We start from the raw sequence: 19496 nt of genomic DNA on the forward strand, positions 1-19496 counted from the left end.
TTTCACCTTATTTTTTCTTACTATGATTTGCCTCAATATTACCTTTAATTTGTTTCACTGCACTATCAAGTGCGGATTTTGGTGCTTCTTTATCTGATACAACTAATTGAAGCGCATCTCCAGCTGGTTTCCAAACTTCTTGCATTTCTGGAATATTTGGCATTGGAATTCCATTTTCAGATTGTGTCGCAACCGCTTTTGCAGCCTCATTTTCTTTAATGATTGGATCTTCCATTACTGATTTTACTGGTGGAATTTCTTTCGTTTTCTCAAAGCGAATTTTAGCATTTTCTTCATTTGTAACCCACTCAGTAAATTTTGTAGCTAAATCATTTTGTTTAGAAAAGCTTGTTACATGCCATCCTTTTACGCCAACGAACGTTTTCATCGGTTGACCATTTGGTAATTTCGGCATTGGAGCAACACCATAGTCTATTCCAGCCTTTTCCATCGCTTGGAATGCCCATGGACCATTCATAATAGATGCTGCTTTTCCTTCATTAAATAATCCATCTGCAGCTGAACCACCAGATTCACCGATAATACCTTTCGGGAATAACTTTTCTTTATACCATTTTTGAATATATTCAGCACCTTGTACCGCACCGCTATTATTTAATCCAATATCATTTGCATTTGGCTTTCCATCTTTTTCACCAAATACATAACCACCCATACCTGCCATAAATGCATTAGCAAAGTAGAAGTTATCTCCTAGTGCTAAAAATCCGTATTTTCCATCTTTCGTAAAGTCTTTTGAGAAGTTAAACAGTTCATCCATCGTTTCCGGCGCTTTTTGCATCATTTTTTTATTATAAATAAAGATTGGTGTTTCAATCGCTTTTGGTAAACCATATATTTTTCCGTTATATGTTTGTGCTTCTATTGATAAATCTGTAAATTTACTTTTTACTGTATCATCTACTTTCACTTCTGAAAGTAGCCCTTCTGTTACCGCATTACCAATATGATCATGTGGCAATGTTACAACATCTGGCCCTGTGCCAGCTGGACCATCGAGACGAAGTTTTTCTATTTGTTTCGTCATCTGAACCTCTTCAACTTTTACTTTCACATTATATTTCTTTTCAAAACTTTTCACCGCTGGCTCTAGACCCACACCTTTTTTCTCATCTTCCCAAACAAGAAGATCATAGTCTTTTTTCGCTTTACTTTCCTCTTTTTTCCCTGAATCTTTCGGTCCACATGCAGATAACATACCAATAGATAATGCTGAAACCGTTAATAATGATAATGCTTTCTTCATCCCAAAAACCTCCCTAAATTGTCTATGTGCCTCAGTAACTGAAAACGTTTGCATTTAATAGTTTAATTGAAGCGCAAACAATATCCCAAGTCTATGAAAACGTTTGCGCTATTTGTCTATCATTATACATTCTTTTATTCATTTTGCAAATATTAATTTAAAAATTATGTCATTATACTCTTTATACATTGACTTTATATGAAATGAATACTACTCTTATAAGCAATATTAAAGCTGTAAGAAAGGCAATCGTTTGCAATACAGGCTTTATTATTACACTTAAGGGAATACTATGTATAGAGATATTGAAGGGGGATTTTCTATATGTTTAAAGAAGCCATTTATCATAGGCCGAAAGATAATTATGCATACGCTTACGATGAACAAACAATTCACATCCGAATACGTACTAAGAGAGATGATGTTCAAAGCGCCGATCTTATTTACGGTGATCCTTACGAATGGAAAGACGGGAAATGGATATCAGCAAGTACACCAATGAAAAAAACGGGTTCTACTGCATTATTTGATTATTGGTCCATTGCAATCGAACCAAAATTTAAGCGCTTACGTTATGGGTTTGAATTAAAATCTGAAACAGACACTCTTATTTATACAGAGCGAGGATTCTTTTCTAACATTCCAAATGATGATGTTGGTAACTTTTTTTGTTTTCCATTTATTCATGCAGATGATGTATTCAAAGCACCATCGTGGATTAAAGACACCATTTGGTATCAGATTTTCCCTGAACGATTCGCTAATGGCGATAGTACGCTGAATCCAGAAAACACCCTTCCTTGGGGAAGTACGAATCCAACTCCAACTAATTTTTTCGGCGGGGATTTTGCTGGTGTTATTCAAAACCTTGATTACCTTGTTAAGCTTGGCATTTCCGGAATATATTTCACACCTATTTTCAAAGCTCATTCAAACCATAAATATGACACAATTGACTATATGGAAATTGATCCACAATTTGGGACGAAAGAAACTTTTAAAGAGCTCATTGAAGAATGTCATAAACACGGTATAAAAGTCATGCTCGATGCTGTGTTTAATCATAGTGGATACTTTTTCGAGAAATTTCAAGACGTTCTAGAGAACGGTGAGAAGTCTGCATATAAAGAGTGGTTCCACATTCATGAATTTCCAATTATAACCGATCCACTTCCCAATTATGATACTTTCGCCTTTACACCGTATATGCCTAAATTAAATACAGCTCATCCAGATGTAAAAGAATACTTACTTGAAGTAGGACGTTATTGGGTACGAGAATTCAATATAGATGGCTGGCGCCTTGATGTCGCAAATGAAGTCGATCACAACTTTTGGAGAGAATTCCGAACTGAAATAAAGACATTAAATCCTGAAGTATATATTTTGGGAGAAATTTGGCACGATGCCCTTCCGTGGCTACAAGGCGATCAATTTGATGCTGTCATGAGCTACCCTGTTACAAACGCTCTACTTTCTTACTTTGCTAACGATTCCATTAAAGCAAGTGAATTTATGAAGCAAATTACAGAATCTCTACATTCCTACTCTATGAATGTAAATGAAGCAGCCTTTCATTTATTAGATAGCCATGATACTCCAAGAATTTTAACAACATGCAATGGAGATAAAAATAAGTTGAAATTGCTCTATGTATTCCATCTTTCTTTCATCGGCTCTCCATGTATTTATTACGGAGATGAAATCGGCATGGATGGTGGTATGGACCCCGATTGCCGTAAATGTATGATTTGGGATACTAAAGAACAAGATCATGCATTATTTACACATATACAAACATTGATTTCATTACGAAAACAACATGCAGCTTTTGGAGGACATGGTACTTTTCAATTCATCGAAGCAAATGATGAACATAATTATATTTCTTATACGAAAACATATGAGGATGAAACTATCTTTTTCGTTTTAAACCCTACTAATAGTGAAGTTACAGTTTCACTCCCTCTTCATGTTACTGGTAAGAAAATAATTAACATTTATACAAATGAAGAATTTTCAGCAGAAGCAAGTGTATTACAAGTTACACTTCCTCCATATGGATTCTCCATATTAAAATGGTAACCCAAAAAATCCTTATGCCAAGGTGGCATAAGGATTTTTCTTATTTCAATTTGAATACCATCGCTTCATACGGACGTAATGTAATGTTATCTATCAATCCGATTTCTACATCGTAATTGTGTATGAATAATTCTGATTCACTATAACTAATATCCTCAGGCATTTCAAATGCACTTTCATCCGCAGTAAAGTTTGCAATAACAAGTAATTTTTCGTCTCCATATGTTCTTACATAAGCAAAAATAGAAGGATTATTCTCTAATATTAAATCATATGATCCATATACAACTATTTCATTATTTTTGCGTAGCTCAATTAATTTCTTATAGTAATAAAAAATTGAACCTTCATCTTGGATTGCTTGTTTCACATTAATCTCTTTATAGTTAGGATTTACAGTAATCCAAGGTTCACCTGTTGTAAATCCAGCGTGATTCTGATCATCCCACTGCATCGGAGTTCTAGCATTATCACGACCCTTTATATAAATAGATTCCATTACTTTTTCTATATCTTCACCATGGTCTATCACTTTTTCTTTATACATATTTAACGTTTCAATATCTCGATATTCATCAATTGATTGGAATCGAACGTTCGTCATTCCGATTTCTTCACCTTGATAAATATATGGCGTTCCCTTCATCATATGAAGAACTGTCGCTAACATTTTTGCAGATTCAATGCGATACACTCCATCGTTACCAAAACGAGATACAACGCGAGGCTGATCATGGTTATTCCAATAAAGGCTATTCCATCCGGTATGCTCTAATGCTTTTTGCCACTTTGTTAAATTCTCTTTTAAAGTAAGAAGTGAGCATGGTTTTACATCCCACTTTCCACCTTCTCCTGAATCTAAATCCATATGTTCAAATTGGAATACCATTTGCAACTCTTTTCGTTCTTCTCCAGTATACAATTTGGCTTCTTCTGTCGTTACACCTGGCATTTCACCAACCGTCATAATATCATAATTCGATAATACTTCCTCATTCATTTCATGCAAATATTTATGAATGTTTGGACCGTTCATAAAATGTTTATGACCTGAAACATAACCATCTTCATCTGTTTCAACTGTTGGTAACCCTTCTTCTTTAGAAATAAAATTGATAACATCCATGCGGAATCCATCAATTCCTTTTTCTAACCAAAACTTCATCATCTCATAAACATCTTGTCTTACCTTTTCATTATCCCAGTTTAAATCTGGTTGTTTTTTAGAAAACAGATGTAAATAATATTCATCCGTCATTTCATCATACTTCCATGCAGATCCACTAAAAGCAGCTCCCCAGTTGTTTGGTTCTTTCCCTTCTTTTCCAGGACGCCATATATAGTAATCTCTATATTTATTATCTTTTGATTTACGTGATTCAATAAACCAATTATGTTCATCAGATGTATGATTAACAACTAAATCCATCATCAATTTCATATTACGTTCATGCATTTCATGTAATAGTTCATCCCAATCTTCCATTGTTCCGAACTCGTTCATAATTTTACAATAATCACTTATATCGTAACCATTATCATCATTTGGAGATTCATAGACTGGTGATAACCAAATCACATCAATCCCTAACTCTTTTAAGTAATCTAGCTTTGAAATAATCCCTTGAAGATCTCCTATACCATCACCATTACTATCCATAAAGCTACGAGGATAAATTTGATATACTACGCTTTCTTTCCACCATTGTTTTTCCATTATGCTACCCCATTTCATTCATCATTCATTTTTCTCTTTTTTAAGGCGCAAACGTTTTCATTAATGAATGATAACAGATTCTATCTCAATTTAAAATAGCGCTTACAATTTTTATTGTTCTTTTTCTAAGAAAAAACGCGAAAATCACTAATAATTCTCCAATATATGAAAACGTTTTATTTTTTTATTTATTTTTTGAATCTATTCGTTTATAATGAACTCAAAGAAAACGTTTGCATAATTATTTCTAGGGGGAAATACCATGGCAGAACTTAAATTAGAAAACATTTATAAGATATATGATAATAACGTAACAGCTGTAACTGATTTTAATTTACACATTCAAGATAAAGAATTTATCGTATTTGTCGGTCCTTCTGGATGCGGAAAATCTACAACGTTACGAATGGTAGCTGGACTCGAAGATATTTCAAAAGGCGAGTTTTCAATTGATGGTAAACTAATGAATGATGTTCCTCCAAAAGATCGAGATATCGCAATGGTATTCCAAAACTACGCTCTTTATCCACATATGAGTGTATATGATAATATGGCATTTGGATTAAAACTTCGAAAAATACCAAAAGATGAAATCGATCGTCGTGTAAAAGATGCAGCAAAAATTTTGGGACTTGAACAATATTTAGATAGAAAACCGAAAGCATTATCAGGTGGACAGCGCCAACGTGTTGCGTTAGGTAGAGCAATCGTTCGAGATGCAAAAGTTTTCTTAATGGACGAGCCATTATCAAACTTAGATGCTAAACTCCGTGTTGCAATGCGCTCAGAAATTTCTAAGCTACATCATCGCCTTGGAACAACAACAATTTATGTAACACATGACCAAACAGAAGCAATGACTATGGCTTCGCGTCTTGTCGTTATGAAGGATGGAAAGATTCAACAAATTGGAACACCAAAAGAAGTATATGAAACACCAGAAAACATTTTCGTGGGTGGATTTATCGGGTCACCAGCGATGAACTTCTTCCGTGGTAAATTGACTGAAACCGATTTCGTTATAGACAATACTATAAAAATCAAAGTATCTGAAGGAAAAATGAAGATGCTACGTGAACAAGGCTATGTAAATAAAGAAATTGTTTTAGGTATTCGCCCGGAGGACATTCATGATGAACTACTATTTTTAGAAGCTTCACAATCTACTACTTTCACAACAAAAATTGAAGTTGCTGAATTGTTAGGTGCTGAATCTATTTTATATATGAAACTTGGAAATCAAGATTTTGCAGCACGTGTTGATGCAAGACATATATTCTCACCTGGAGACCAAATTAAATTGGCATTTGATTTAAATAAAGCGAATTTCTTTGACAGCCAAACAGAACAACGTATTCGCTAAAAAAATTTCCTTCTATATAACATACAAAAAAACCGTCCACATATATTGAGGGCGGTTTTCATTATTATACTAGGGCTTCTACTGTATGAAATGATTGTCCTTTCGTGCCAATAATACCGAAAATCGGTAAATCACTAAGCACCACTTCTTCTTGCTGTTTCATAAAAGATGACGTTAATTGTTTTATCTCTATCCAAACGTCATTAATACAAAGTACATTGGAATCGTTCTCTTGTTGACGAGAAAAAATAGAATCTATTTTATATAAACCAGCATTTTGAAAAAGCATGTCAATGCGACTGAATGCATTCAAAGTAATGCTAATAACGCGTTGCCAATCTCCTTGCTTTTCCATATCATAGAATACAAAAAGGGCTTCTCCGCCTAGATTCATAATTTCCTCCACTGTTGCTTGTCCACTTTCTTGATCAATGTCCGTCACAATTACTTTTGCGCCTTGTTTAGCCAACAAAAGAGCTGTATTACGTCCAATACCGATGCCACCGCCAGTTACGATAGCAACTTTTCCTGCAAGCTTCATTTTCATTACCCCTTCTATAAGTCTTACCGTCATTCAGTATACTCCTTTATGAGATTATTCTGCAAGCAAGAAAAATTGCTATTCAATTTGTAAACGTTTACTTTTTATCCTTCTTTTTTCTTACTCTTACGCTGATCAAGAACTAGACCGATAAAAATGAGAATGCCCCAAAAAATTATGCTACCTCCTGTCATCTCAACTTCCCCCTTATTATATAAAGTAAAACTTTAATCAGCCCCAAATGGTGAGATAAAGATATTATTTTTAATTATTATACCATTATCTTAATTTTCAATCTATTATAAATAGAAATGACACATTTTAGCTTTTCCTTACTGTAAATATTCACAATATACTTATAAAATAAAAAAAGACCCTTTTATATATAAAAGGGTCTTTTTTTATTTTATTATACAAGACTTATTATTTTCGTCTTTGTAATTAAGTCCTGAAAACCGCAATTGTCTTTGCGGAACAACATCATATATACGTTACATATTAATGGAATTCCTAATAGCAATACGTTCGGTAATAACACTACAAAAAATCTTATAATTAATGTTTGCAACGTTAGCTTTTCACTCTTCAATGAAATTAATTTTATTCTCGTTACCTTTTTGCCAAGTGTAACACCGTTCCAAATAAAGGGTAATACAATAAAATATATCGCCATTAATATGAAAACTACTGCGAAATCATATCTAAAATCACCTAAGCTTATATTAAAGCGCTTAAACATAGCACTATAGTTTCCGGTCATAATAGCTACTACTGCACCATACATAACCGAGATTAAAAACATGTCAATTAGGGAAGCACCTATGCGATTCATTACAAGCGCTGGACGATGCATCTTTAACTTCATTTTATGTCGACTCCTTCATATCCTTCTTTACCCGTCTCATCGTACCACTTCTAAAAAACATTGTAAACTAGCGTTTCTCTTACTTTTCTTGTACAATTTGTTACAATAGCATTATAAAGGAGGTTCCCATATTGAAAAAATGGATAATCCTATTCGTCGCCTTCCTATTAACTGGTTGTGCAGGAAACACAAGTCACTTAACTTATACGGTTAACGATGAATACGAACTCATACGTACTTCTGGAAATGCATTTGAACTTTTCCCCTCGCAAGATGCTGTATATGCCACACAATACATCCCTGCAAAAATTACAGACATTGCTTGGGATGATAAATACATTATTGCAAAACAAACTGAGGAAAAATCAGATCCAAATAACCCTGACGCAGCAATTGCAAATAAAAAAAGTGAACATTATTGGATTATTGACGTAAAGCACAATAAACGTTTCGGTCCCTACAATGAAAAGCAATTTAACGAACAAAAAGATGCGTTTAAAATTAAGGTGCCTTTTCAAAATGTAGATTCATACATAAAAGAAATAAAAAAACAGTCAGCATAATATTTGAGTGCTGACTGTTTTTCTTACATTATTTTAAAAACACCTTACTCCGAAAGTGAGATATTAAACGTTTGTGACTCTTTTACAACATCTTGTGTTTCTGAATCTCCTGCAAGTAAATCATCAGTTGTAAACTGAATATCCTTTACTTTGTCTTTTCCATCGTCAAGTATTAAACCAATAATACCATCTCTTGTTTCACCAGGCTTATAGTCTTCTCTTGACACATTTTTTGTACCAACTAACGTATCTTCATCATATAAAAAGTTTTGAGTCGCTACTTTAAAATGTTGCTTACCATTAATCATAACATCATTCATAGAGAAAAATTGCATATTTTTATTCCCGCTATTCTCCACTTTATATGTAATCTCAACGTAACGAATTGTATTACTAATCTCTGTTCCACTTAGCGATGCATATAATTCTGCATCTTCTTGGCTTACTTTATCCCCTAGTCTACGTTTTACTTCTTCAGGAGTTAGTGCCGTGTATACTTTCAATGTATTTTTTGCTTTTTCACTCATCTGTGATAAAGAGATTACTTTCACATCTTGTACGTGAATTTTCATTGGCGCTACTTCAAATGTTTGATTCACAGAGTGCATCTGCTCTAACTTGAAAGTACCCCATCCTGTTTCTTTCACTTTTTGTCCTACTTTTTTCAGCTCACGCCCACCATATTCTTTCGTTTCAGGAATAGATTCTTTTTTCTTCGGTTCAGCTTTCTTTTCTTCTTGATGGAAGCAACCACTTAACATAAGAAGAAAACTACATAAAACAAAAATACTTTTCAATGCTTTCATCATTTCATTTCTCCTAACACTATCATTCATGAATATAAAATTAGTCCCTTGCTTTGTAAACTATAGAAACAATGAAAAGTCCACAAAATGAACTTGTCAGTCCAGATACTATTATACCTCCAATTTGGAAAATATGAAAATAGGGATCTAGGAACGCATGCACGATAAATATAATAGTTGCCACAACAATTACTGAAATCCAATACTTTCTTTTTTCCGAAGCTAAAATAAGGTCTTTACCCATTTCATTTCTATATTTCCATAAAACGTATACTAATAATAGAAAACCAATACATGTACTTCCATGTTGCATATATTTATAAACAGGGATACCGTACCATTCTCTTTGCAATAATGGTATTTTCATAACAAAATAGCCTGTCTTATGAGTGAATGCATCCCAAACAACATGCGTTAACATACCGAATAATGCTGAATAACAAAATATAAAAAGATCCTTCCATGTATGAATCCTCCACCCCTTATCTACTACATATGTATAATACCCAGCAAATGTTTTAGGTAAATGTGTTATAAAAGGCTTTTTTAAAATGTAATGATATATACATGCTAATAAGAAGACAAGTGGTAAATTTAAATATAAGAACCCAAGCCACGTATGCCCAATAACACCATACGGTCTAAAGTGTAAAAAATATTCAAAGTCAGGCGCCATACTACCTAATATAAGAGCCGTTACTGACATATATTTAGAATGCTTTTTCGCAAAAGGAAGAACTGCTGCTGGATGTGCAAATGTAAACGGCATACTTTAACTCCTTCTCACATTTTCAGTAGAATACCATATATCATAACGAGAGAATGGATCTTCATGCAATATTTATTTTCACATTGGAATATGATAGTTTAAATGATATAATCCACATAAAATATTCAGAAAATAAGGAAGGGATTCAGGTGTCATTAACACTTGTATTTGCTGCTTTTTTAGAATTAAAATCCGTTATGAATTGAGGTTTATATATTGATTGACGTACCCTTTTTACAAAATGTCACATTAAAAAAAGAAAATATCCCTAGTTTTTCCGCATATCCTTACTGCTTACCCGCTATTCGAACATTACAATCACTAGCTTTCCATCCAAATGTAACATTCATTATTGGAGAAAACGGAACAGGTAAATCAACATTACTTGAAGGAATTGCAATTGCGTTAGGTTTTAATGCAGAAGGTGGAACGAAGAACTTCCGTTTTAGCACAAACGATTCCCATTCACCTTTACATGAATACCTTCGAATTTCAAAAAGTTTCAATACACCAAACGACGGTTTCTTTCTTCGCGCTGAATCTTTTTATAACGTTGCTTCTTATATTGATGAAATGGATGCTGATCCAGAAGCACGCGGAAATCCAGTTATTGATTCATATGGTGGTGTCTCACTTCACAAACAATCACACGGTGAATCATTCTTTTCCTTATTTATGAATCGTTTTTCAGGACAAGGTTTATACATTTTAGATGAGCCTGAGGCCGCTCTATCACCAATGAGACAACTTTCCATGCTCATTCGAATGCATGAACTAGCGGAACAAGGTTCACAATTTGTTATTGCGACGCATTCTCCTATTTTAATGGCTTACCCTGAATCTACTATATACTCTTTAACACAAGAGGGGATTCACGAATCCACATTAGAAGAAACCGAGCATTACCAAACAACGAAACTTTTCTTTGAAAATCGTGATCGATTATTTCATCATCTATTTGAGTCATAAAAAAAGAAGCAGCAATAGCTGCTTCTTTTTTATAGTGCTTCTATAAATAAGGCAACCCCGATACCGCCACCGACGCATAAAGAGGCAATTCCTTTTTCTAACCCACGTCTTTTTAATTCGTGAATTAAACTTACCGTAATACGAGCCCCTGTACAACCAATTGGATGCCCAAGTCCTACGCCACTACCGTTTACGTTCACTTTTTCACGGTCTAAACCTAACTCTTTCTCTACAGCTAAATATTGAGCCGCGAAAGCTTCATTAATTTCAAGTAAATCTGCATCTTCTAATGACCAATCCACTTTTTCTAAACCTTTACGAATTGCTGGTGCTGGTCCAATACCCATAATTTTCGGGTCTACTCCAGCTACTGAATATCCAACAATTCTAGCTAACGGTTGTAAGCCTTTTTCTTTTGCTTTTTCTTCGCTCATTAATACTAGAACTGCACTTCCGTCATTCAGGCCAGATGCATTACCTGCAGTTACAGACCCATCTTTACGGAATGCTGGTTTTAACCCTGCTAATTTTTCCGCTGTAATATCTGCACGTGGATGCTCATCCTTCGAAAATACTACTTCTTTTCTACGTTCTTTTATTGTAATAGGAACAATTTGATCGTCAAAGTGTCCAGACTCGATTGCCTTCAGTGCCAATGTATGACTGCGAAGAGCAACTTCATCTTGTTCCTCTCTTGTAATTTCATATTGTTCAACTAAATTTTCCGCTGTTTCACCCATCATAATATGGTGAATCGGATCTTCTAACACTTCCCACACCGTATCACGAATTTCTCCGTGCTGTAGACGTTGTCCCCAGCGGTGCTGTTTCAATGCATAAGGGCTCGAACTCATCGCTTCTACTCCACCTGCAACAACAACATCACTTACACCTAATTGGATTTGCATTGCAGCTGACATAATTGCTTGCATACCTGAAGAACATTGACGTTGGATTGTATATCCCGTAACTGTGTCAGGAAATCCTGCCGCTAATGCAGCTGTTCTCGCCGTATTTGCTTCATCAGTTCTTTGAATACAATGACCTAAAATTACTTCATCAACTTCATGTGGTTCTACCCCGCCTCGTTTTACAGCTTCCTGAAGTACAGGAACAGCTAATTCTACTGGCGTTACATTTTTTAGCGCTCCTCCAAAAGTTCCAATTGGCGAACGAACTGCAGCTGTAATAACAACATTATGCATTTTGTACTTGCCCCTCTCTTATGTACCCTAGTAAGTTTTTAGGTGAAATTCCATAAGATGTATATCTATAACTATCATACTATAAACATACTAAAAAATCAAAATATTTCATATAATAAAAATAGAAGGAATTAACCTTCTATTCTGTCAGTGCATATAAAAACTTTTGCAAAATTTTCTCTGTCGTTTCATTCAATTTTGGCAACTTATCTACTGGAAAATATTGAAGTTTCAACCCTTCATGATCGAGCTTTAATTCCCCGCTCACATGATGTGCCTGATACAGATGAATGACATTGAAAATTTCATCGCCATTCGGATAACGGAAATATACTTCTTTTCCTGATAGAACACCAAGAAATTGCATTATTTTTGCAGTTAATCCCGTTTCCTCAAATAACTCTCTACGTGCCGTTTCTTCTGTCGTTTCACCCAGTTCCATCGCCCCGCCAGGTACACCCCAATCATATGTATCTGAACGATATTGAAGCAATACTTCTTGATTATCATTTAATATAATGATTGCTGATCCTACGAGAATAAGCGGTCTTGTACCAACGACTTTTCGTAACTCTTCAATATACCCCATATGTAAATTCCCCTTTCCCTAACCTCCCTTATCATAACAAAATTTCTCTCTTTTTGTTCATGTAATTTTAAAGAAAAAAAGGAAGCTTTCGCCTCCGTTTTTTCATCTTTATTTCTTAAAACTTTCATATTTTACAGCTTCAAAAGCTTCCTCAATTTCATCATTACGATAATGGACATATGTAAAACGACCCAATTCTACTAATCTTGCTATTTCCTGTAACGCTTTATGCTGCTCATATGTTTCTTTCAGCTTAATATGTACATAAAACTTCATTAAAGGATGTTCATATAAAGGTTCTCCCACCTCTACATATACATCTTCAACCCCTTGTACAACTCTTACATAACTCGCAAATTGATAAAGTGCTTCTCTGTCTGAAACGATTTTTAATGTATACATATATTCTCCCCCTTTCCTTTACTATATCAAAAAGACGACCATACCATGTTATAGAACTATGAAATTTTTTCGACTTGTCATCTATATATTCAATAAAGAAGGCGTTTATCCATACATGACATCTTTTTCCCACATATATTATAGGAAGAACTTTTTTTCATTTGAGGTGTTCCTTATGGATCCATACGTCAATATATGTATTTGCATTACTCCCGGCGCCGATATTTCTGATGACCGCATCGCAAAAGATTTAGCTGTTGCAGAATCAATTTGGCACCCCATTACATTTCAAATTCAAGAAGTAATTGTATTAAATGAACTTTTCCGTTTTTTTGACCGTGAAATCAGTTATAAAAATTCCATTCAAAGTCAAGAAAAGTTGGCATCCTTTTTCCAAACATGTGTAAATGAAGCTCCTGAATGCGACCTTTATATTTGTTATATTGGCAGTGATTATTTCAAAGAAACAGCAGTAATTGCCTGCGCTTATTCTTTAGCAAAACAACAGCAACTTACTGGCTATATCGTTTTAACAAATTCGGCTGCCCCTATGAAAAATATATATACGCTCGCTCACGAAATCGGTCATATTTTATTTACAAGACGTATTCATGGAAAACTTACTCATGCAGATCCTCATTCTCCAACCGGTTCGGAGCACCACCCTTCTCCAACAAATCTTATGTATCCAATAGTCCCTCGTCCAGAAAACGTTCATATTCATTCCTTATTAACAGCAGAACAAAAAGCGCTCTCTTTACAAAGCTCTTTATTACAAAGAAAAAAACAGTAACCCTCATGTTACTGTTTAAAACAACTTATTCCAATCAACAAACCAAATCCCGGCTGCTAGAAATAAAAATAGACAACTAAATATAAATGTAATCCCTCTAAAAATCCCTATATAATATTTCTTTGGAAATAATTTTTGGTATATCCAGAGCAGCCGCTTTTTATTGAATTTCTAGTTCCCAATTTTTCTTTCTTCAATTTTTAAAGACCATCTCATTAATCCATATATACTTCCATACATAAGTAAGATCTTTGCAATTCCCCAAAATACATTTCTTTCTTCTAAGTCTTTAAATAAGAACATAATCGCAAGAGGAACAATTAGTACCACAACACCCATCCAACCAAGAACATATACTTCACCAATAAGAAGTAATAAAAATATAGTTACTGCTAATATATATGTCTGTATTGTCGACAATTGTAAAATTGGCGTCCCATACCATTTATTCATAAATATTAATAACACTAATAATAAAATAGGTATCATCACTACTACATAAATAATTCCAAACTCTACTAATTTACTTTTAAAAGAAGACATTCTAAACGCAACAATCGTTCCAATAATCGTAATGATTAAAACGATAGGATAACCGATTAACTGTACATTCGTTAACGTAAATTGTTGATTCGGATTTCCAAATAAAATATTTGTAAGTAACCAATATCCTCCTATTCCAATTATCATTCCTAAAATAGTCTTTATACTCCCGCTTTTATCCTTCTCCATCTCTTTCGCTAATTCTTCCGCATACTCTTTTGGTGAGTCACCAAATATGTCCCTTACCGTCTTCCCCTTTTTTTCACCTTCTATTAAATGAAACTCTGCATCTTCTAGAAAGGCGTCCACCTCTTCTTCTTTAATCCCTTTTGTTATTAAATATACTTTCGTATCGATTAAAAACTTTTCTCCTTCTTTAGAAACATTCATTATAACCCCTCCCTTATTTAACCATTTCTCTTCTATTCGTCTTCATCATAATTTCAAGGAAAATTAAAATAAACAAACTTCCGTATAAACATATAATTTGAAATAGCATTGGCATGAGATCTTCAGATGTAAATGTTTTAAACAGTAACATAATAGAAAGTGGAATGATTAAATATAAGTTTTTAAACCATCCTTCAAAATATATATTTATCGCTACTGTTATGATAAAAATCCCACCAGCTAATATATAACTTTGGACTTCGGTGAATGTGAGCATTTTTGTAGGATATATCACATCTAATATCGTAACAGCTCCTAATAAAAACAATGGAGCAATCATAACTAAAGACCACATGGAAAACCATGTTTTTGTAAAGCTTGTGACGAAGGTCATTTTGCGAAGTAGAAAATTAGGACCTATAACAACTAAAATCAATGAAAAACTGTAACCGATACACTGAATAAGTGAAATCTGTAACATTCCATTATTCACTATTAAGATAGAAGCAATAATCCAAAAAGATACGATATTCATTACTGTAAAACCAATTTGCTTCCACGTTTCCTGTCTATCTCTTTCCATCACTTTTACAAGTTCATTTGCATATTCTTTCGGTGAGCTTCCGAAAATATCTTCTACACTCTTCCCCTCACTCTCACCTTCTATTAAATGAAGTTCTGCGTCTTCTAAAAAGTTTTCAATATCACTTTCTTTCACACTCTTTGCCGTCAAAAATAATCTCATATCTAACAAAAACTTTCGTGCTTCACTTGATAACATTATTTTCTCCTTCCCTTCCCTTCAAGTAGACGTTCTACACTACTTTGCATCGCTTCCCAGCGATCCATAAATTCATCAAGTGCTTCCTCGCCTTTTTCTGTTAATGTGTAATATTTTCTCTTTGGACCAGATGGAGATTCCTTCATTACGCTTGTTATTAGTCCTTCTTTTTGCATTCGTATTAATAACGGATAAATACTTCCCTCACTCGCCATTGTAAAACCATACTTTGCTAGCTTCTCACTCATTTCATAACCGTATATTTCGCCTTCAGAAATAATAGCAAGTAAGCATCCTTCTAAGATCCCTTTCAGCATTTGACTTGTCGACATAATTCAAATCCTCCTACTATCTTGTTTTACAAGATAGATAAGTGTAAGTATCTTGCTTTACAAAATAGTATAGCAAAGACTATTTTGCAAAACAAGATAGCTAACGATATTTTTTCCAAATGTTTGCAGGATTTTCATTATAACCTCTCTAAATAGAGCACTATGAAAACTTTATTATGAAGGGATGTTTTTCATCATGGTTACAAATCGAGTTGTCTTTTTAACAGGTGCTGCGAGTGGTATTGGATATGAAATGGGAAATACTTTTGCAAAAGAAGGTGCAAAAGTTGTGATTACTGATCGTCTTGAAGAACGTGCGAAAGAAGCTGCTGAGCAATTGCAAAGTGAGGGTTTTCAAGCTATCGGTTTAAAATGTGACGTTACATCTGAAGAGGAAATTACAGCATCAATTTCTCAAACAGTTAGTCATTTCGGTTCATTAGATATATTAATTAACAACGCAGGAATGCAACACGTTTCACCCATTGAAGACTTTCCAACGGAAAAGTTTGAGCTACTAATTCAAATTATGCAAATTGCTCCGTTTATCGCAATTAAGCATGCCTTTCCGATTATGAAACAACAAAAATATGGTCGTATTATTAATGTCGCTTCTATTAACGGCCTTGTCGGGTTTGCTGAAAAAGCTGCCTACAATAGTGCAAAACATGGCGTAATTGGATTAACAAAAGTTGCCGCTTTAGAAGGTGCTACGCATGGTATTACTGTTAATGCCCTTTGCCCTGGTTATGTCGATACCCCTCTTGTACGTAATCAACTACAAGACTTAGCTACTACACGAAATGTACCACTTGAAAATGTTTTAGAAGATGTTATTTATCCACTCGTCCCACAAAAGCGCTTATTACAAGTACAAGAAATCGCTGATTATGCTATGTTTTTAGCGAGTGAAAAAGCTAAAGGTATTACTGGTCAAGCTGTCGTTATCGATGGTGGCTATACTGCTCAATAAAAAATAAAGTTTGCTCAAGAAGAGCAAACTTTATTTTTTATTGCGAGGATCTTCGTACTTTAGTAATTGCCGCGGGAGCTTCTCAATTGCAACAATTCCCCCCTCTAATTTACTTTCAATACGGTGGAGTAAATATAATGTTACAACAATTGGAAACCCTACATTACCTATCATCTTGATCCACTCTTCCATCCTCTTCTCCTCCTTTCATTATATAAGTAAGAGAAAACAATGCATTTAGGCATAAAAAAACAAGCTATTATGTATTAGCCTGTTTTTCAAATAATGATGCAATTTCTCGTTTATAATCCCCGCTTATAATACCTTTCTCAGTAATAATTCCTGTAATTAATTCGTTCGGTGTTACGTCAAATGCAGGGTTATAAACATTCGTTCCAATTGGTGCTACTTGTTTTCCAAAGATTTTCGTAACTTCTGTTTCATCTCTTTCTTCAATAATTATTTCGGCTCCAGTTTCTTTCGTAACATCAAATGTTGACAGTGGCGCAGCAACATAAAATGGGATATCAAAGTACTTTGCTAAAATAGCTAAATTCATTGTCCCTATTTTATTTGCCGTATCTCCATTTGCGACAATTCGATCCGCCCCTACAATAATTGCATTTATTTCTTTCGTTTGAATAGCATGAGCTGCAGTATTATCTGTAATAAGGGTCACATCAATATTTGCTTGCTTCAATTCCCAGGTCGTTAAGCGACCACCTTGTAAAACTGGTCTCGTTTCACACGCATATACATGTAAACGCACACCTTTCTCTTTTCCAATATAAAAGGGAGCTAATGCAGTTCCATATCTGGCAGTTGCGATACTTCCAGCGTTACAGATTGTTAAAATATTATCGCCATCTTTAAAACATGTTAACGCATATTCCCCAATATTTCGGCAGACCTCTTCATCTTCCTGCTGAATGCGAAGCGCTTCTTCTTCTAATGTTTTTTGTGCTTCTTTTATTGTAGTAATCTCTCGAATAGATTCTCTCATACGATCAATTGCCCAAAATAAATTTACTGCTGTCGGGCGTGACGTTCCTAAATAATTACAATCTCTATTAAACTTCTTTTGAAATTCTTCAATATGTACAGTGCTATATTTTTTTGATGCAAGCGCCAAGCCAAATGCAGCTACAATTCCAATTGCAGGCGCTCCTCGTACTTCTAACATTACGATGCTTTTCCAAACCTCTTCAATAGTCGTCAATGTTTTGTATTCTGTGCTATGCGGCAATTTCGTTTGATTTAATACCGCAATTGCATCACCTTTCCAGCTTACAGATCTCGGAACAGTAACAATTGTACTCACGCTTTTACGCCCCCTGAAACTGTCTGTTGAAATAATGTTCGAAACAGTTGAATATCAGCACTTTTAGATTCATATTTTATTAGTTCTTTACCTAAGGATAGCGCTTGTTTCTTAGCTTGAATTCTTGTTTCTTTATTTTCTATTTCATCTAAATCTGCTACATGAGCTAAACCAATTGTTCTACGAATCAGTTCACATCCGGCAAATCCAACTGCATCAGTAAAGATATTTTGCAAAATAATTGGTAACCATTGTTTTTCTTTCGTATATGCTTCTACACCTTCTCCAATCCATAACTTTGTAAAAGTTTCTACAAAATAACTCCACGTCTTTTCTATATGGAAAAATAGTACACTTCTTTTCTCTTCTTCTCTAGATAAAGCATTTAATAATAGATTTGCAATAAATTGACCTATGTCAAATCCAAATGGGCCATATGTCGCAAATTCTGGATCAATCACTTTCGTTTCAGAAGGTGACGAAAAAATACTACCAGTATGTAAATCACCATGAATAAGAGTTTCTTTTCTTGTTAAGAACTTATATTTATATTGTGCTACTTTTAGTTTTAAAGTTTTATCACTCCAAAGTTCATCAACCACGAGCTGTAAATCTGGCTCATAATCATTTGTATCATAATGTCCAAACGGATCTGTAAACACTAATTCCTCTGTAATTTTACAAAGGTCCGGATTTACAAAGGTACCTTCTAGTACCCTCTTCTCTTCTGACTGTAAACCAAAATCTGAAGTGTAAAATAAAACATGTGCTAGAAAACGGCCGATATGCTGGGATAAAAGCGGATATTCTTCTCCGTCTATTAATCCTTTTCTTGTAATTGTTAGTCTTGATAAGTCTTCTATTACCGTTATCGCTAACTCTTCATCATGACTGTACACTACTGGAACATAATCCGGTACATACTGCGCAAAAATTTGTAATGCCTTGCTTTCAATCGTTGCTCTTTTTATAGACAATGGCCAGCTTTCACCAACTACTTTCGCATAAGGCAGTGCTTGTTTTATTATAATTGATTTCTCTCCATCATCTAATTTGAACACGTAATTTAAGTTTCCGTCTCCAATTTCATGACAAACGACATTTGCCTTCGCTTCAAAATAGCCATGATCTTTCGCATATTGTACAGCTGTTATTTCTGTTAATGAATAATATCCCATCGTCTTCTCCCCCTTTTTAAATTCAGAGGTTTTTCTAACATAGA

Annotated in this window: 22 protein-coding genes and 1 pseudogene; 6 read left to right on the plus strand and 17 right to left on the minus strand. The window is 34.4% G+C overall.

From position 1 onward, the window contains the following. Positions 1-7 precede the first annotated feature (7 nt). A complete protein-coding gene (locus ACW0JX_RS19490) occupies positions 8-1267 on the minus strand; it encodes an extracellular solute-binding protein (RefSeq protein WP_000709931.1) in 1260 nt (419 codons plus the stop codon). 324 nt (positions 1268-1591) lie between these two features. Here ACW0JX_RS19490 and ACW0JX_RS19495 point away from each other — a divergent pair, with 324 nt between their 5' ends. Continuing rightward, positions 1592-3352 (plus strand): alpha-glycosidase, encoded by a 1761-nt coding sequence (locus tag ACW0JX_RS19495; protein ID WP_000471774.1) that lies wholly within the window; start codon positions 1592-1594, stop codon positions 3350-3352. 40 nt (positions 3353-3392) lie between these two features. On the opposite strand, the gene malL is transcribed toward ACW0JX_RS19495, so the two are convergent. Next, positions 3393-5069 (minus strand): oligo-1,6-glucosidase, encoded by a 1677-nt coding sequence (gene malL / locus ACW0JX_RS19500; RefSeq protein ID WP_459245015.1) that lies wholly within the window; start codon positions 5067-5069, stop codon positions 3393-3395. 262 nt (positions 5070-5331) lie between these two features. On the opposite strand from malL, the gene ACW0JX_RS19505 reads away from it, so the two are divergent. Beyond that, the gene (locus tag ACW0JX_RS19505) at positions 5332-6432 is read left to right on the plus strand and encodes an ABC transporter ATP-binding protein (protein ID WP_459245016.1); all 1101 of its coding nucleotides are present in this window, start codon (positions 5332-5334) and stop codon (positions 6430-6432) included. Between the two features lie 64 nt (positions 6433-6496). On the opposite strand, the gene ACW0JX_RS19510 is transcribed toward ACW0JX_RS19505, so the two are convergent. The 3 genes from ACW0JX_RS19510 to ACW0JX_RS19520 all read right to left on the minus strand — a co-directional run bounded on the left by ACW0JX_RS19510 (position 6497) and on the right by ACW0JX_RS19520 (position 7838). Continuing rightward, the gene (locus ACW0JX_RS19510; RefSeq protein ID WP_227899625.1) at positions 6497-7006 is read right to left on the minus strand and encodes an SDR family NAD(P)-dependent oxidoreductase; all 510 of its coding nucleotides are present in this window, start codon (positions 7004-7006) and stop codon (positions 6497-6499) included. A gap of 71 nt (positions 7007-7077) precedes the next feature. Further along, on the minus strand, positions 7078-7167 hold the full coding sequence (locus ACW0JX_RS19515; protein WP_000145638.1) for a hypothetical protein: 90 nt from the start codon (positions 7165-7167) through the stop codon (positions 7078-7080). 215 nt (positions 7168-7382) lie between these two features. Then, a complete protein-coding gene (locus ACW0JX_RS19520) occupies positions 7383-7838 on the minus strand; it encodes an RDD family protein (RefSeq protein WP_000769080.1) in 456 nt (151 codons plus the stop codon). A gap of 131 nt (positions 7839-7969) precedes the next feature. On the opposite strand from ACW0JX_RS19520, the gene ACW0JX_RS19525 reads away from it, so the two are divergent. After that, positions 7970-8401, plus strand: a complete 432-nt coding sequence (locus ACW0JX_RS19525; RefSeq protein WP_000758789.1) for a DUF3997 domain-containing protein — start codon at positions 7970-7972, stop codon at positions 8399-8401. Between the two features lie 44 nt (positions 8402-8445). On the opposite strand, the gene ACW0JX_RS19530 is transcribed toward ACW0JX_RS19525, so the two are convergent. Then, on the minus strand, positions 8446-9210 hold the full coding sequence (locus ACW0JX_RS19530) for a hypothetical protein (protein ID WP_446025830.1): 765 nt from the start codon (positions 9208-9210) through the stop codon (positions 8446-8448). 37 nt (positions 9211-9247) lie between these two features. After that, entirely contained in the window at positions 9248-9976 is a 729-nt protein-coding gene (locus ACW0JX_RS19535) for a DUF4184 family protein (RefSeq protein WP_340782777.1), read from the minus strand. A 216-nt stretch (positions 9977-10192) separates the two neighbouring features. On the opposite strand from ACW0JX_RS19535, the gene ACW0JX_RS19540 reads away from it, so the two are divergent. After that, positions 10193-10945: an AAA family ATPase gene (locus ACW0JX_RS19540; RefSeq protein WP_053563718.1), complete on the plus strand. Its 753-nt coding sequence runs from the start codon at positions 10193-10195 to the stop codon at positions 10943-10945. 29 nt (positions 10946-10974) lie between these two features. On the opposite strand, the gene ACW0JX_RS19545 is transcribed toward ACW0JX_RS19540, so the two are convergent. From ACW0JX_RS19545 to ACW0JX_RS19555, 3 genes are all read right to left on the minus strand, one after another. Beyond that, positions 10975-12150, minus strand: coding sequence for an acetyl-CoA C-acetyltransferase (locus tag ACW0JX_RS19545; protein WP_000552075.1), 1176 nt, complete (start codon positions 12148-12150; stop codon positions 10975-10977). Positions 12151-12289: 139 nt separating this feature from the next. Then, entirely contained in the window at positions 12290-12739 is a 450-nt protein-coding gene (locus tag ACW0JX_RS19550) for an NUDIX hydrolase (RefSeq protein ID WP_000540529.1), read from the minus strand. 108 nt (positions 12740-12847) lie between these two features. Next, complete coding sequence (locus ACW0JX_RS19555; RefSeq protein WP_000288330.1) at positions 12848-13141, minus strand: DUF3928 family protein; 294 nt, start codon at positions 13139-13141, stop codon at positions 12848-12850. A gap of 175 nt (positions 13142-13316) precedes the next feature. Between ACW0JX_RS19555 and ACW0JX_RS19560 the strand changes: the two genes are divergently transcribed. After that, a complete protein-coding gene (locus ACW0JX_RS19560; RefSeq protein ID WP_000371605.1) occupies positions 13317-13934 on the plus strand; it encodes an ImmA/IrrE family metallo-endopeptidase in 618 nt (205 codons plus the stop codon). Positions 13935-13949: 15 nt separating this feature from the next. Here the strand turns inward: ACW0JX_RS19560 and ACW0JX_RS19565 are convergent. From ACW0JX_RS19565 to ACW0JX_RS19580, 4 genes and pseudogenes are all read right to left on the minus strand, one after another. After that, a pseudogene (locus ACW0JX_RS19565) lies at positions 13950-14093 on the minus strand (DNA-binding protein); the annotation flags it as partial. Between the two features lie 12 nt (positions 14094-14105). Then, entirely contained in the window at positions 14106-14867 is a 762-nt protein-coding gene (locus tag ACW0JX_RS19570) for a DUF1129 domain-containing protein (protein WP_157417633.1), read from the minus strand. Between the two features lie 13 nt (positions 14868-14880). Continuing rightward, the gene (locus tag ACW0JX_RS19575; RefSeq protein ID WP_071729755.1) at positions 14881-15648 is read right to left on the minus strand and encodes a DUF1129 domain-containing protein; all 768 of its coding nucleotides are present in this window, start codon (positions 15646-15648) and stop codon (positions 14881-14883) included. Continuing rightward, the gene (locus tag ACW0JX_RS19580; RefSeq protein ID WP_000107977.1) at positions 15648-15980 is read right to left on the minus strand and encodes a PadR family transcriptional regulator; all 333 of its coding nucleotides are present in this window, start codon (positions 15978-15980) and stop codon (positions 15648-15650) included. Before ACW0JX_RS19580 ends, ACW0JX_RS19575 begins: the two co-directional genes overlap by 1 nt. Before the next feature lie 196 nt (positions 15981-16176). Here ACW0JX_RS19580 and ACW0JX_RS19585 point away from each other — a divergent pair, with 196 nt between their 5' ends. Beyond that, entirely contained in the window at positions 16177-16953 is a 777-nt protein-coding gene (locus tag ACW0JX_RS19585) for a 3-hydroxybutyrate dehydrogenase (protein WP_459245017.1), read from the plus strand. Between the two features lie 30 nt (positions 16954-16983). On the opposite strand, the gene ACW0JX_RS19590 is transcribed toward ACW0JX_RS19585, so the two are convergent. From ACW0JX_RS19590 to mtnK, 3 genes are all read right to left on the minus strand, one after another. After that, a complete protein-coding gene (locus ACW0JX_RS19590) occupies positions 16984-17145 on the minus strand; it encodes a YvrJ family protein (RefSeq protein ID WP_133963727.1) in 162 nt (53 codons plus the stop codon). Between the two features lie 67 nt (positions 17146-17212). Then, entirely contained in the window at positions 17213-18274 is a 1062-nt protein-coding gene (gene mtnA, locus ACW0JX_RS19595) for an S-methyl-5-thioribose-1-phosphate isomerase (RefSeq protein WP_071729751.1), read from the minus strand. Then, positions 18271-19452, minus strand: coding sequence for an S-methyl-5-thioribose kinase (gene mtnK, locus ACW0JX_RS19600; RefSeq protein WP_053563714.1), 1182 nt, complete (start codon positions 19450-19452; stop codon positions 18271-18273). Before mtnK ends, mtnA begins: the two co-directional genes overlap by 4 nt. Between the last annotated feature and the right edge of the window lie 44 nt (positions 19453-19496).

This window comes from Bacillus sp. C-3-6, from assembly GCF_054509685.1.

Coding starts and splice junctions, on each gene's coding strand:
- mtnK (WP_053563714.1), bottom strand. CDS start 19,452: ATGGGATATTATTCATTAACAGAAATAACAGCTGTACAATATGCGAAA.
- ACW0JX_RS19555 (WP_000288330.1), bottom strand. CDS start 13,141: ATGTATACATTAAAAATCGTTTCAGACAGAGAAGCACTTTATCAATTT.
- malL (WP_459245015.1), bottom strand. CDS start 5,069: ATGGAAAAACAATGGTGGAAAGAAAGCGTAGTATATCAAATTTATCCT.
- ACW0JX_RS19495 (WP_000471774.1), top strand. CDS start 1,592: ATGTTTAAAGAAGCCATTTATCATAGGCCGAAAGATAATTATGCATAC.
- ACW0JX_RS19590 (WP_133963727.1), bottom strand. CDS start 17,145: ATGGAAGAGTGGATCAAGATGATAGGTAATGTAGGGTTTCCAATTGTT.
- ACW0JX_RS19530 (WP_446025830.1), bottom strand. CDS start 9,210: ATGATGAAAGCATTGAAAAGTATTTTTGTTTTATGTAGTTTTCTTCTT.
- ACW0JX_RS19580 (WP_000107977.1), bottom strand. CDS start 15,980: ATGTCGACAAGTCAAATGCTGAAAGGGATCTTAGAAGGATGCTTACTT.
- ACW0JX_RS19550 (WP_000540529.1), bottom strand. CDS start 12,739: ATGGGGTATATTGAAGAGTTACGAAAAGTCGTTGGTACAAGACCGCTT.
- ACW0JX_RS19490 (WP_000709931.1), bottom strand. CDS start 1,267: ATGAAGAAAGCATTATCATTATTAACGGTTTCAGCATTATCTATTGGT.
- ACW0JX_RS19570 (WP_157417633.1), bottom strand. CDS start 14,867: ATGAATGTTTCTAAAGAAGGAGAAAAGTTTTTAATCGATACGAAAGTA.
- ACW0JX_RS19545 (WP_000552075.1), bottom strand. CDS start 12,150: ATGCATAATGTTGTTATTACAGCTGCAGTTCGTTCGCCAATTGGAACT.
- ACW0JX_RS19535 (WP_340782777.1), bottom strand. CDS start 9,976: ATGCCGTTTACATTTGCACATCCAGCAGCAGTTCTTCCTTTTGCGAAA.
- ACW0JX_RS19520 (WP_000769080.1), bottom strand. CDS start 7,838: ATGAAGTTAAAGATGCATCGTCCAGCGCTTGTAATGAATCGCATAGGT.
- ACW0JX_RS19575 (WP_071729755.1), bottom strand. CDS start 15,648: ATGTTATCAAGTGAAGCACGAAAGTTTTTGTTAGATATGAGATTATTT.
- ACW0JX_RS19585 (WP_459245017.1), top strand. CDS start 16,177: ATGGTTACAAATCGAGTTGTCTTTTTAACAGGTGCTGCGAGTGGTATT.
- ACW0JX_RS19515 (WP_000145638.1), bottom strand. CDS start 7,167: ATGACAGGAGGTAGCATAATTTTTTGGGGCATTCTCATTTTTATCGGT.
- ACW0JX_RS19510 (WP_227899625.1), bottom strand. CDS start 7,006: ATGACGGTAAGACTTATAGAAGGGGTAATGAAAATGAAGCTTGCAGGA.
- ACW0JX_RS19505 (WP_459245016.1), top strand. CDS start 5,332: ATGGCAGAACTTAAATTAGAAAACATTTATAAGATATATGATAATAAC.
- ACW0JX_RS19560 (WP_000371605.1), top strand. CDS start 13,317: ATGGATCCATACGTCAATATATGTATTTGCATTACTCCCGGCGCCGAT.